The following is a 14,239-nucleotide window of genomic DNA, read 5'->3' on the forward strand; positions in this document are numbered from 1 at the left end:
CGATGAAATATATTGAAAATAAAATCATAAACATTTTAGAATCGGATTTTGAACATGATACAGAATTTATTCCTTTGATAAATCAGGATGAGGAAGAACCTCTACTTAAAGAGGGTGGAGTTACAGAACAAATTACTATTTTACCAGTACGAAACGTTGTTTTGTTCCCTGGAGTAGTTATTCCTATTACAGCTGGACGCACTCGTTCTATTCAATTACTTCAAGATACTTACCGTGCGGACAAAACAGTAGGAGTACTTACCCAGAAAGATATGAATATAGACCAACCTACTGAAAAAGACTTGTATCCTATTGGGACAGTATCTAAGATTTTAAAACTATTAAAAATGCCCGATGGGAATACTACAGTAATTCTTCAGGGAAAACACCGATTTATCATTAAGCAATTCATTCAAGAAAAACCCTATTTCAAAGCTGAAATTTTCCCATTACAAGAACTACATCCTCTTCTTGAGGATAAAGAATATCTGACTTTAGTAGAATCCATAAAAGAGTTAGCTATAAAAATTATACAAGAAAATACCAACATACCATCTGAAGCAAATTTTGCTATTAGAAACATAGAAAACCCTTCATTTCTTATTAATTTTGTGGCAGCTAATATGGGATTCCCAATCAAAGATAAACAAAATCTTCTAAATGAAAACGATATAAAAAAAAGAGCGGTAAAAACCTATCGTTTTTTGAGCATAGAACATCAGCAAATACGTATTAAAAATGAGATTCAATCTCGAGTTCGTAGCGATATGGACCAACAACAACGGGAATATTTTCTACAACAGCAAATCAAGGCTATCCAAGAGGAATTGGGTGATCTTTCTGATGAAAAAGAAATTGAAGAGATGCGTACTAAGGCTGCTAGAAAAAAATGGCCTAAGGAAGTATCGGAACAATTTGAGAAGGAACTTTACAAGTTCCAAAGGAGTAATTCTCAAATGCCTGAATATACTGTACAACGCAATTATTTAGATCTAATGCTTGATTTACCTTGGAAAAAATATTCTAAAGACCATTTTGATTTATATAGAGTGCAGAAAATTCTTGACAGAGAACATGCTGGACTTGAGAAAGTCAAAGAGAGAATTATTGAACATTTAGCTGTATTAAAGCTACGTGCTGATATGCGTTCTCCTATTCTATGTCTCTATGGTCCTCCAGGGGTTGGAAAAACTTCTCTAGGAAAATCTATTGCTTACGCACTAAAAAGAAAATACGTCCGGATTTCATTAGGAGGTATGTCCGATGAAGCTGAAATTCGCGGACATCGTAGAACTTATATTGGAGCAATGCCAGGACGAATATTACAATCTATAAAAAAATCAAAAACTTCTAATCCTGTTTTTGTTTTAGATGAAATTGATAAAATGTGTTCCGGAGCACATGGAGATCCTTCATCAGCTATGCTTGAAGTCTTAGATCCGGAACAGAATACTTCTTTTTACGATAATTTTTTAGAATTAGGTTATGATCTTTCTAAGGTGTTTTTTATAGCTACTGCCAACTCACTTTCTAGCATAGACTCTCCGCTTTTAGATCGTATGGAAATCATTGAAATAAATGGATATACTATTGAAGAAAAAATAGAAATTTCTTACAAACATATACTGCCAAAACAATTAAAAGCTCATGGGTTAAAAAGAACTGATTTAATACTGGGAAAAAAACAATTTGAAAAAGTTATCGAAAGTTATACAAAAGAATCCGGGGTCAGAGAGTTAGAAAAACAGTTTGCTAAGTTGGCTAGACATGCAGCTAAAAATATTGCGATAGGAAATACATTTTCAAAACGATTGAGTGTAGAGGAGATAGAAAAAATATTAGGAGTACCTAAAGATATAGAACGTTATGAAGGAGAGAGTATACCAATTGGTGTTGTTACTGGATTAGCTTGGACTAGTACAGGTGGTGATATTCTTTATATTGAATCTATTCTTTCACAAGGAAAAGGTCTATTAAGTATTACTGGAAACCTGGGAGAAATTATGAAAGAGTCTGCTACTATTGCGTTACAATACATAAAAGCTCACTATCAGGAGTTTAATATAGATCCCAATCTGTTTTCAAAAACAAATATACATATACACGTTCCTGAAGGTGCTGTTCCGAAAGATGGACCATCGGCTGGTATTACTATGCTTGCATCCTTGATATCAAGTTATACAGGTAGAAAAGTCAAACCTTATTTAGCAATGACAGGTGAAATTACTTTACGAGGAAGAGTATTGCCTGTGGGAGGCATTAAAGAAAAAATATTGGCAGCGAAACGTTCATGCATTAAGGAGATCATTCTTTCTCATAAAAATAGAAAAGATATTGCTGATATTAAGAAAGAATATCTGGAGGGCTTGACGTTTTTTTACGTGAAAGAGATGAAGGAAGTAATCGATATTGCTTTAATGAAAAATTAGTATACATGAATTTATCATCTACTCTAGATGTAGAACTATTACGAACTTTAGCAGAAAAGTATGGGACACCCTTATACGTATACGATGCTGAGAAAATTATGAATCAGGATGAAAAAATAAAGCAAGCCTTTTCTTGTATAGATAAACTTGGAATACACTATGCTTGCAAAGCAAACACGAATCTAAATATTTTAAAATTATTAAAAAAAAAAGGAATAGGATTAGATACTGTTTCTATTCAAGAGGTAGAGATTGGAATATTGGCAGGATTTACCCCAAAAAAAATTATATATACTCCTAATGGAGTCTCTATGGAGGAGATAATAAAAGCGAAAGAATTTGGGGTACGTATTCACATAGATAATCTTTCTCTATTGGAGCAATTTGGACAAGAATTCTCTTTAGATTATCCTATCGGGATTCGGATTAATCCACATATTGTGGGTGGAGGTAATGAAAAAATTTCTGTTGGACATATCGATTCTAAATTTGGGATTTCTTACTATCAATTTCCCCATATCAAACGGATTGTAGAAAATACTAAGTTAAAAGTAGAAGGACTTCATATGCATACAGGCTCTGATATATTGGATGTAGAAATTTTTTTAAGAGGTGCTGATATTTTATTCGATGCAGCTATAAAATTCAAAGATCTAGAATATATAGATTTTGGCAGCGGTTTTAAAGTATCTTATAACCCGGTAGATGTCCCAACATATATTCAAAAGTTAGGACCTTTATTAGGTAAAAAAGTTAATAAATTTTATAACGAATATGGGAAAACACTTTGTTTAGTGTTTGAACCTGGAAAATTTCTCCTGAGTGAATCAGGTTATTTTCTTGTCAAAGTAAATACTATTAAACAAACTATTTCATCAGTTTTTGCTTGTGTAAATTCAGGTTTTAATCACTTTATTCGACCAATGTTTTACAATGCTTATCATAACATCGAAAATATTTCTAATCCGTCAGGACGTGTTCGTTTATATACAGTGGTAGGATATATATGTGAATCGGATACTTTTGGTTTAAATCAGAAAATAAGTGAAATTCATGAGGGAGATATTCTATGTTTGAGGAACGCCGGGGCTTATTGTTTTTGTATGTCCTCAAATTATAATTCTAGATATCGTCCGGCCGAAGTGATGATTTATAAAAAACAGGATTATCTAATCAGACAAAGAGAAACTATTCAAGATATATTAAGAAATATAGTGGAAATAACTCTATAAGAGAGAGTTGGAGAGGTGGCAGAGTGGTCTATTGCGGTGGTCTTGAAAACCATTGAGAGTAACATCTCCGCGGGTTCGAATCCCTCCTTCTCCGCCATATTTTAGGACATTTAGCTCAGTTGGTTAAGAGCGATACCTTGACAGGGTATAGGTCATCGGTTCAATTCCGATAATGTCCACGGGTGAAATTTTTTACTGAACGGATTTAAAATGAGTGGGCTGTACTGGATTCGAACCAGCGACCTTCTACTCGTAAGGTAGACGCTCTAACCCAGCTAAGCTAACCGCCCTTTTACAAATATAACATATTTTTCTATTCAGTTAATCCAGCGTGCATCGTTCTATTCAGTTAATCCAGCGTGCATCGTTCTATTCAGTTAATCCAGCGTGCATCGTTCTATTCAGTTAATCCAGCGTGCATCGTTCTATTCAGTTAATCCAGCGTGCATCGTTTTATTCTAGCTCCTAAAGTCCCAAGTCCCAATCCCCGCATAACTGTTGCACGATGCGGATAACATAGTGCTACCAATCCACAAATGGCCAAGGAGCATCGTAAATGGTGCCATCGACTGAAAACTTTTGGAACAGTAACTGAAGCGATGCTCCTTTGGAACAGTAACTGAAGCGATGCTCCTTTGGAACAGTAACTGAAGCGATGCTCCTTTGGAACAGTAACTGAAGCGATGCTCCTAAAAAATTTTGCAGTGGTTAGTAAAGTAGCACATCAAATATTATCAAACAGGGGAGAATTTAGTACAATGTAATGCATATTACGCACATAGGTTTCGTGTCTCTCTATCTTTAATTTTTACGGCATGCTTATACCGGATTATGGCCGGTGAAAAATTTTATTTATGTTGGACATATCTTGTTAAACGTTCTTGTCCTATTTCTTCTATAAAACGACTAGGGACTCCATAAACGAGTTTTCCCCAACGATAACGAGTTGTCGCGTAACTTAAAATCACCTGTTTCTGAGCTCGGGTTAGAGCTACATAAAACAGACGTCTTTCTTCTTCAAGATTAGCGTAATTTTTGACGCTAAGCATAGATGGAAAAAGATTTTCTTCCATACCCACTATAAAAATGATAGGAAATTCTAATCCTTTTGAGAGATGAACAGTCATAAGAGAAACCCTATCATCATCAGTTTTTTCTATATCGCTAGCTAAGGCAATATTTTTTAAAAAAACAGAGAGTGAGGTATAGGCCTGTATACTGTTTATAAATTCTTGTACATTTTCATAGCGGGAAAGACCTTCAGTAGGATTGTCTTTACATAAATCACTAAGTAAATCAGAAGTTTTAACCACTTCTTTAGCAGTAGCATACGCTCCTTCAGCTAATTTTATAGAACAATGTTTGATAATTACAAAAAACTCTTTAAGTTTGGCGGTTATTCTTTTATGAAGACACATCTCTTTAGCATAAAAAGAGATATTATTTAATACTTCATACAGTGTTTTTCCATGTTTATCTGCAGTTACAAGAAGTTTATTAATAGTAGATGGTCCTATTCCACGATGCGGATAGTTGATAATCCTAAGAAGAGCTTCCTCATCGTTTGGATTTACCAAAATCCGGAGATAAGCAAGTAAATCTTTAATTTCTTTTCTTTGATAAAAAGAAATACCTCCATAGATTTTATAAGGAATCTTCTTTTTGTTAAGAGACTCTTCCAGGGCTCTTGACTGAGCATTGGTACGGTAAAGAATAGCGAAATCCTTGTTCTGCAATTTATATTGCAATTTTATTTCAAAAAGGGTATTTGCTACAAAATCACCTTCCTCTTTATCAGAAATAGCACCATAAAATTTAATTTTTTCTCCTTTTTCGTTATTAGTCCAATTTTTTTTATACATCTGTTCCTTGTTACAAGCAATGACATTATTAGCTGCCTGTACAATATGTACAGTAGATCTATAATTCTGTTCTAATCGAAAAATTTTAGCATAGGGATAATCCAACTGGAAATTTTGTATATTTTTAATATTTGCTCCACGAAAAGCATAAATGCTTTGTGCATCATCCCCTACTACAAATAGGTTTTTATAACGAGAGGCTAAAGCTCTGATGATAAGATATTGAGAGTAATTTGTGTCTTGATACTCATCTACAAGAATATATTTGAACCGTTCTTGGTACTTGGATAACACCTCTGGAAAACGGGTGAAGAGTTCATTGGTACGTAATAGAATATCATCAAAATCCATAGCACCGTATTTAAAACAACGATCTATATAGGCTTGGTAAATATATCCTAAACGGGTAGCGTTTTGTGAATGACGTGTAAAATTATCAAAGTAATTCTGTACGGTAATCAAATTGTTTTTTAGACGAGAAATTCTAGAAAGAACTGTTTTAGGTTTAGAAAAACATTTTTCTAAATGTAGCTCTTCAATGATTTTTTTAATGACGTGTTCAGCGTCTTTCTGATCATAAATAGTATAATCTGAAGGATATCCTAACCTATAAATTTCTGTATGGAGTATTCTAGCAAATACTGAATGAAAAGTCCCAATACACAGATTTTTAATGTTGATATTTCCTGTTAAATGAGCAATCCGTTGCTTCATTTCTCTAGCAGATTTATTGGTAAAAGTAAGTGCTAGTATATGCAACGGATCAATACCTTGATTCATCAAATGAGCAATTCTATAAGTAAGTACACGAGTTTTTCCTGAACCCGCTCCAGCAATCACTATGATAGGTCCTGTTACAGTAGTAACAATTTTTAATTGAATAGAATTCAGATCGGCTATATAATTAAATTTCATCTAAACATTTTAGGTACACGTAAACGAAGGTATTATTGTGCTATGCGTTCGGATGCTGAATTTAACGCTCTGCATTTTATATTCCATCGATGTGGTATTCCATCGATGTGGTATGAGGAGGACGAACAACAGCTAGACCTCATTCAGTTTTCTTTTCGAGGTCTCAGTCGTCGGATAGTATCCCCTACTTCCCAAAGTTCACTTTTTCTCAATTCCTCAAGTTCTTCTTGAAGTTGTTCTTTATAATTATTTTGTAGATTGGATGTTATAGTGCGCTCAGCCTCATTTCCTGAGGCTACTTCGTGGTAAAGTTCTTGAAAAACAGGCATAACAGCATCTTTAAATCTTTTCCACCAGTCTAAAGCTCCTCTTTGAGCAGTAGTAGAACAATTAGAATACATCCATTCCATACCATTTTCTCCAATAAGTGGCATCAAACTTTCGGTAAATTCTTCAACCGTTTCGTTAAAGGACTCTGAAGGAGAATGACCATGGTCACGTAATATTTGATATTGAGCAGAAAAAATCCCCTGTATCGCTCCCATCAAAGTACCCCTTTCTCCGACCAGATCTGAAAACACCTCATTTCTAAAATTAGTTTCAAACATATAACCAGAACCTATAGCGATTCCTATCGCAAAAGTCTTTTCCTTAGCACGACCGCTATAGTCTTGATAAATAGCATAGCTAGAATTAATTCCTGTACCTTTTAGAAATAACCTTCTGACACTAGTCCCCGATCCTTTTGGGGCAACTAGAAAAACATCAATGTCTTTAGGAGGATAAATACCTGTTTTATTTTGAAAAGTAATACCAAATCCATGAGAAAAATATAGAGATTTACCAGTAGTAAGATACTTATTAAGTAAAGGCCATACCGAAATTTGTCCTGCGTCAGACAACAAATTCATAATAATTGTACCACGACTAACGGCTTCTTCTATCTCAAATAGATTCTTTCCTTCTATCCAACCGTCTTTCAAAGCTTTTTCCCAGGAAACAGAATTTTTCCTCTGTCCTATAATTACAGTCAAACCATTATCCCTAAGATTTAAAGCCTGTCCAGGACCTTGTATACCATATCCTATTACAGATAGGATTTCATCTTTCAATATTTTTTTTGCCCTTTCTAAAGAAAATTCATTTCTCATCAGAACATTTTCTTCCATGGGGCCAAATTTAATTTTCACCTTTATTAAGTTTATATTTATATTTATTTTTAATAATAAAGTATTGAAATAATTCCGAGGTGTTTTTCTATTTGTTTTGCTATTTTATCAATAGACACTTCAGTACATTTTACCTCTAAGGTATAACGCATTATATATTGTTTTTTTGCATCATAAATATTTAGATAAATCATCCTAAAATTACTCCGATTCAATAAAATAATAACACGGTTAATCAACCTTTCAATATTACTGGCTAGAATTGAAATTTTAATACAAACGGATTTCATCTACGGATGCTCCAATCGTTATCATGGGGAAAACATTATATTCTCTTTCTACGATTATTTCCAGTAGATAGGCTGTATTACATTCAAACATTTCTTTTACAGCTTCTGGGATTTTTTTTCTTTTTTCTATTTTCTTCCCACTAATATTATAAGCTTGAGCTAAACGTATAAAATCAGGATTGAGTAATGCGCTGAAAGCATAACGTCTTTTAAAAAAAAGCTCTTGCCATTGTCTCACCATACCTAGAAATCCGTTATTGAGTAACACAATTTTTATTGGAAGATTATTTTTAAGAAGAATTCCTAATTCTTGAAAGGTCATTTGAAAACCTCCATCTCCTATTACGCATATAATTTGACGATATATCGCTCCTAATTGCGATCCTATAGCTGCTGGCAAAGAAAAACCCATTGTCCCTAATCCTCCTGAGGTAATTTGGCTTTTACTATAGGAAAAATAAAAATATCGTGAAGCTATCATCTGATGTTGTCCGACATCGGTTACCATGACAGCATTTTGATTTTTATATTGATTAATCCACTGTATTATTTCTCCCATAGTCAAGCTTTCTTTTTTGGGATACAAATCTTTTTGGACAATTTTTTCCTCTTGCTTTTGTATAGTTATGAAATACGATATCCATTCTTTACGAATATTTTCCTGAACTCTTTCAGTCAATAAAGGTAAAGTCTTTTTGCAATCTCCTAATACAGGTACAACACATGGAATGTTTTTTCCAATTTCACAAGCTTCTATTTCCAAATGAATTATTTTAGCTTGTATAGCATATATGTTTATATTTCCAGTGACTCTATCGTCGAAACGCATTCCTATTGCGATAAGAATATCACATTGATTAGTTAATACATTGGGGGCATAATGACCATGCATACCAATCATTCCGACAAAAAGAGGATGATTATTATCTATTATACCCAGTCCCAAAAGAGTACTTGCAATAGGTATATTTGCTTTTTCTGAGAGAGCTTTTAACTCTTCTTCTGCTTCAGCTAGAATTACTCCCTGTCCGACTAAAATCAATGGTCTTTTTGCTGCATTAATTAAAATGGCAGCTTCTTCTATTTTATTGACCTCCACCTTAGGTAAGGAACGAAAATACGATACTTGATGAAAAAGGATTTCTTCAAAAATAGCTTCTTGAAGCTGAGCGTCTTTCGTGATATCTATCAGGACTGGACCAGGACGTCCACTACGAGCGATGTCAAATGATTTCCGTATTGTTTTACAAATATCCTGTGCTTTAGTAATTTGCACATTCCACTTAGTTACAGGGAATGAAAGATCTAAAATATTGGTTTCCTGAAAAGCGTCTGTACCCAAAAGATTATATGACACTTGTCCAGTAATACAAATTATTGGAGTGCTATCTATAAGTGCATCAGCTAAACCGGTAATTAGATTAGTAGCTCCTGGACCTGAGGTAGATATACATACTCCAACCTTTCCACTAACCCTAGCATATCCCTGAGCAGCATGTATAGCTCCTTGTTCATGACGCGTCAGTATATGACATATATTATCTGCATGTCGATCTAAAGAATCATAAACAGGCATAATAGCCCCTCCGGGATAACCAAAGAGATACTCTACACGTTCTATTAAAAGATTTTTGACTAAAATATCACATCCTTTATCTTTTTTTAGATTCATGTTTCTATGAATTGGTCTGTAACGCACCCTTCGGAAGCGTAAGAAACTGTTTTTGAATATTTATAGAGATATCCCATATTTACTTTAAAAGTCGGAGCTCTCCATTTTTTTCTCCGTATATACCATTCATTTTCATTTATTTCAAGGTTAATAGTATTATTAACTGCATTTATAGTAACAATATCTCCATCATTTATTAATGCGATAGGACCACCTTCTTGTGCTTCAGGAGTGATATGACCTACAACAAAACCGTGTGATCCTCCAGAAAATCTACCATCAGTGATAAGAGCTACTTCTTTTCCCAAACCTGCTCCAGTTATATAAGCCGTAGGTTTTAGCATTTCAGGCATCCCTGGTCCTCCTTTAGGACCTACATATCGAATAACTATGACTTCTCCTTTATTTATTTTACAAAGTAAAATAGAACGATTGAAAGCATCCTCTGAATTAAACACTCTAGCACGTCCTGAAAATTTCATTTTTTCTTGTCCAGTAATCTTTGCCACAGATCCTCCTGGAGCAATATTTCCATAAAGAATGCGAAAATGTCCTTCTTTTTTAATGGGATGATTTATAGAATAAATAACTTTCTGATCAAAAGACAGCGAGGGGACATCTTTTAAATTTTCTTTTAAAGTGTCTCCAGTAACTGTAAGACAGTCTCCTTCAAGGAGACCATTTTCCAACAAATATTTCATAATCACTGGAATTCCACCTATAGCATGTATATCTTCCATTAAAAATTTCCCACTAGGTTTTAGATTTCCAATGAGAGGAACACTATCGTTAATTTGTTGAAAATCTGTAAGTGTAAGGTCAATTTCTGCTGTTTTAGCAATTGCTAATAAATGCAGTATTAGATTAGTGGACCCTCCGATAGCAGTAGTTAGACTTATCGCATTTTTTAAAGAGTTTTTAGTAATAATCTTTTTAGGTTTAATATCTTTCTGCAAAAGTTTTTGAATCACTCCCCCCATCTTAAAACACTCCCATTCTTTATCTGCACCAATAGCAGGTGTAGAAGAAGAATAAGGTAAGGTCATTCCCATTGCTTCAAGAGCAGCTGCCATAGTATTAGCTGTATACATCCCACCGCAAGCACCAGCACCAGGACAAGAATTTTTTATAATCTTTTTATATTCTTCTTCGGATATTTTTTTAGTTTTCCTTTTACCTAAAGCTTCAAAAGATGATACTACGTCTAGTTTTTCACCTTTATAATAACCTGAAGCAATACTACCACCATATACGATAACTGAAGGACGATTAATTCTAATGAGAGCAATTAGAACACCAGGCATATTTTTATCGCAACCAGGTATGGCTATTATACCATCATAATGCTGAGAGTTTGCTACTGTTTCTATACTATCAGCAATAATTTCTCGAGAAGGTAAAGAATATCTCATCCCTGGAGTTCCCATAGATATACCATCACTTACGCCTATAGTGTTAAATCGTAAACCGACTAACTCTTTTTCGTGAACAGATTTTTTTATACTCCTTCCTAAACGATTCAAATGCATATTGCAAGGATTTCCCTCGTACCAGTTGCTTACAATCCCTACCTGCGCTTTTTTAAAATATTCTTCTGGAAGTCCTGTAGCATACAGCATAGCCTTAGCTGCTGGAAGATTTGTATTTTGCGTGAGTTGTGCACTCAAATAGTTAATCTTTTTATTCATGATTTACAAAGTAGATTATGGATTCCCTATCCAGAGATAACTCCATCTGGTGGATAATATCACAAACGTATTCAGCAGAAAGTAGGCTCGATATAAATATGATTTTATATATTTATTTAGGAATGAGTACCATTATTAAGTAGACTAAAAAAAATCGCCTATGTCTTTATCAGAACAAGAAATTATACGTCGAAATAAATTGAAAAAAATAAGTGAATTAGGTATAGAAAACTATCCAGCAGCTACTTATAATACAAGTGCTTCTATAAAAGAACTTATAGAAAAGTATGAAAAAAATAAACCAGCTAGTTTAGCCGGACGTATTATGCGTATGCGGATCATGGGAAAATCGTCTTTCGTTGAATTAAAAGACTATAGCGGAATAATACAACTTTATGTAAAGCGTTCCGAGATTTCGGAGAATAAAGAAAAAACTTTTTATCAGATTTTTTTTAAAAAATTGTTAGATGTAGGAGATATTATTGGGGTAAAAGGATTCATGTTTAAGACTAGAACTGGAGAGATTACTCTTCATGTAAAAGAACTTGTATTGCTCAGTAAGTCGCTACGACCCCTTCCTCATGTAAAAACCGATCATAATGGGAATATCTATGATGCCTTTTCTACCCAGGAACAACGATACCGCATGCGGTACATAGATCTTATTGTAAATGACAAAATAAAAAAAATTTTTCTACAACGAACTCGTATCATACAATATATCCGAAACTTTCTCAATGAATATGGTTATTTAGAAGTGGAAACTCCTATACTTCAGCCAATTGCCGGAGGAGCCCATGCCTTACCGTTTGTTACTTATCACAATACTCTAAATATTCCTTTATATCTACGGATTTCTAATGAACTTTATCTCAAAAGACTCATTGTAGGTGGATTTAATGGAGTATATGAATTTTCTAGAGATTTTCGCAACGAGGGGATGGACAGAACTCATAATCCTGAATTCGTTATTTTAGAGTTATACGTTGCCTATAAAGATTATTACTGGATGATGAATTTCACTGAAATTCTTCTGGAAAAACTTTGTTTCAACATTCATGGAAGTACAGAAATTAACATAGAAGGCCAGACAATCTCTTTTAAAAAATCCTTTCCTAGGATACCAATTTATGAAGCTATTCAAATTCATACAGGATTTGACATTAGTCATCTGAATGAGAAAGAATTACAAATGGTTTGTAAAAAATTGGAGATAGAAGTTGACAAAACGATGGGAAAAGGTAAACTTATTGATGAAATTTTTAGTAAAAAATGTGAAAAACACTACATACAACCTACCTTTATTACAGATTATCCTGTAGAGATGAGTCCCTTGACTAAAAAACATCGGGAGAAAAAAGGACTCACTGAACGGTATGAACTATTTATAAATAAAAAAGAGATAGCTAATGCTTATTCAGAACTAAATGACCCTATCGATCAATTAGAACGTTTTAAAGAACAAATCGACGAAAAAGGAAATGATGAATCTATGCGTATAGATTATGATTTTATTCGATCCCTTGAATTTGGCATGCCACCGACTTCGGGTATTGGTATAGGTATAGATCGATTGGTCATGTTACTTACTAAACAAAATTCAATACAAGAAGTTTTGTTATTTCCACAAATGCGGACGGATAAAAATCATTCATGAAACTGTAAGTAACCTATATTCGGCTTCGTTGGCTTTTTCAAAATGAAAAGAATTTACTACAGACTTCATAAAGTGATGAATATTTTCATTACATAAATTTACTCCGTGGGTTGGGACTTCTCTTTTACAGGGTTGAAAATTTCCATTCTGTATCTCACACCCTACTTTTTTATAAGCATCTCGGAAAGACATTCCTTCCTGCACATATTTATTTACCGATTCTACGCTAAAAAGATAATGATATTTACTATAATTTAGTATATTGTTATTAATAATCATCTGTTCAAACAGATATTTATAGATATGAAGACAACTTTTAAAATCATCGAATATTGGTAGTAATATTTCTTTTATTCTTTGAAAATCACGGTGATATCCAGAAGGGAAATTCGCTATAATCAGAGCTATTTCGTTAGGCAACGAATTTATTTTATTACATAGAGAACGAATAAGTTCAAAAACATCTATATTTTTCTTATGCGGCATGATGCTGGACCCGGTAGTAATATGATCAGGAAAGGTAATAAAGCCAAAATTTGGGCTAGTGTATAAGCAAATATCCTGTGATAGTTTGGCCAAAGTATACGAAATAGATGCTAGGGCATCTGCCACTACACGTTCACTTTTTCCACGTCCCATTTGGGCATATATTACGTTATAATTAAAATTTTCAAATCCTAATATATGTGTAGTAAATTCTCTATCTAGGGGAAAGGAAGATCCATAGCCAGCTGCTGAACCTAAGGGATTTTTATTCGTTATGCGATAGGCAGCTTGTAGCAATAGTAAATCGTCTGTAAAACTTTCAGCATACGAAGAAAACCAAAGTCCGAAAGAAGAAGGCATAGCTATATGATCATGTGTATATCCTGGCATCAATATATCCTTGTAATTCTCACTAAGAGTGATAAGTGTCTTAAAGAGACTATATACATTTTCAACCAAATATTGAATTTTTTGTCTGATGAAGAGTTTTATATCTAACAATATTTGATCATTACGTGATCGTCCGCTATGTATTTTTTTCCCAATTTCTCCAAGTCGGAGTGTTAAAATAATCTCTACTTGAGAATGTACATCTTCCACATAGTCTGAAATAGAAAAATTTCCCTCTACAATTTCTAAATAAATTTTTTTTAGCTCTTGCATCAAAACTTTAAATTCATTTACTTTTAATAGTTCTATGCTAGAAAGCATAGATATATGTGCCATTGTACTTATAATATCATAAGGAGCTAGTAACAAATCCAATTTTCTCTCTTTACCAAAAGTGAATTTTTCAATTTCTTTACTGAGGTTATTTTTTTTCTTCCAAAGCTTCACCA

General features: G+C 33.7%; 9 protein-coding genes and 3 tRNA genes. 5 read left to right on the top strand and 7 right to left on the bottom strand.

Annotated features, from left to right (window positions below; genetic code table 11):
* Window positions 1-2 precede the first annotated feature (2 nt).
* The 4 genes from lon to AAHJ01_RS00165 all read left to right on the top strand — a co-directional run bounded on the left by lon (window position 3) and on the right by AAHJ01_RS00165 (window position 3,840).
* The gene (lon, locus tag AAHJ01_RS00150; RefSeq protein WP_342226879.1) at window positions 3-2,429 is read left to right on the top strand and encodes an endopeptidase La; all 2,427 of its coding nucleotides are present in this window, start codon (window positions 3-5) and stop codon (window positions 2,427-2,429) included.
* Window positions 2,430-2,434: 5 nt separating this feature from the next.
* Complete coding sequence (gene lysA, locus AAHJ01_RS00155) at window positions 2,435-3,661, top strand: diaminopimelate decarboxylase (RefSeq protein ID WP_342226880.1); 1,227 nt, start codon at window positions 2,435-2,437, stop codon at window positions 3,659-3,661.
* A gap of 9 nt (window positions 3,662-3,670) precedes the next feature.
* Window positions 3,671-3,758 (top strand) — tRNA-Ser (locus AAHJ01_RS00160).
* A 7-nt stretch (window positions 3,759-3,765) separates the two neighbouring features.
* Window positions 3,766-3,840: transfer RNA gene (locus AAHJ01_RS00165), tRNA-Val, on the top strand.
* A 36-nt stretch (window positions 3,841-3,876) separates the two neighbouring features.
* On the opposite strand, the gene AAHJ01_RS00170 is transcribed toward AAHJ01_RS00165, so the two are convergent.
* The 6 genes from AAHJ01_RS00170 to ilvD all read right to left on the bottom strand — a co-directional run bounded on the left by AAHJ01_RS00170 (window position 3,877) and on the right by ilvD (window position 11,257).
* Window positions 3,877-3,951: transfer RNA gene (locus AAHJ01_RS00170), tRNA-Val, on the bottom strand.
* Between the two features lie 558 nt (window positions 3,952-4,509).
* The gene (locus AAHJ01_RS00175) at window positions 4,510-6,438 is read right to left on the bottom strand and encodes an ATP-dependent helicase (RefSeq protein WP_342226881.1); all 1,929 of its coding nucleotides are present in this window, start codon (window positions 6,436-6,438) and stop codon (window positions 4,510-4,512) included.
* Window positions 6,439-6,581: 143 nt separating this feature from the next.
* Window positions 6,582-7,628, bottom strand: a complete 1,047-nt coding sequence (gene ilvC / locus AAHJ01_RS00180; RefSeq protein WP_342226882.1) for a ketol-acid reductoisomerase — start codon at window positions 7,626-7,628, stop codon at window positions 6,582-6,584.
* Window positions 7,629-7,657: 29 nt separating this feature from the next.
* Complete coding sequence (locus AAHJ01_RS00185) at window positions 7,658-7,897, bottom strand: hypothetical protein (RefSeq protein WP_342226883.1); 240 nt, start codon at window positions 7,895-7,897, stop codon at window positions 7,658-7,660.
* Window positions 7,878-9,569, bottom strand: coding sequence for a biosynthetic-type acetolactate synthase large subunit (gene ilvB / locus AAHJ01_RS00190; protein WP_342226884.1), 1,692 nt, complete (start codon window positions 9,567-9,569; stop codon window positions 7,878-7,880). Before ilvB ends, AAHJ01_RS00185 begins: the two co-directional genes overlap by 20 nt.
* Window positions 9,566-11,257 (bottom strand): dihydroxy-acid dehydratase, encoded by a 1,692-nt coding sequence (gene ilvD / locus AAHJ01_RS00195; RefSeq protein WP_342226885.1) that lies wholly within the window; start codon window positions 11,255-11,257, stop codon window positions 9,566-9,568. Before ilvD ends, ilvB begins: the two co-directional genes overlap by 4 nt.
* 160 nt (window positions 11,258-11,417) lie before the next feature.
* Between ilvD and lysS the strand changes: the two genes are divergently transcribed.
* A complete protein-coding gene (lysS, locus tag AAHJ01_RS00200) occupies window positions 11,418-12,914 on the top strand; it encodes a lysine--tRNA ligase (RefSeq protein ID WP_342226886.1) in 1,497 nt (498 codons plus the stop codon).
* Here the strand turns inward: lysS and argH are convergent.
* Window positions 12,909-14,237, bottom strand: coding sequence for an argininosuccinate lyase (gene argH, locus AAHJ01_RS00205; RefSeq protein WP_425286284.1), 1,329 nt, complete (start codon window positions 14,235-14,237; stop codon window positions 12,909-12,911). The two genes, lysS and argH, sit on opposite strands and share 6 nt — an antisense overlap.
* Between the last annotated feature and the right edge of the window lie 2 nt (window positions 14,238-14,239).

Source organism: Candidatus Walczuchella endosymbiont of Icerya purchasi (genome assembly GCF_964030875.1).
Lineage (GTDB): Bacteria > Bacteroidota > Bacteroidia > Flavobacteriales > Blattabacteriaceae > Walczuchella.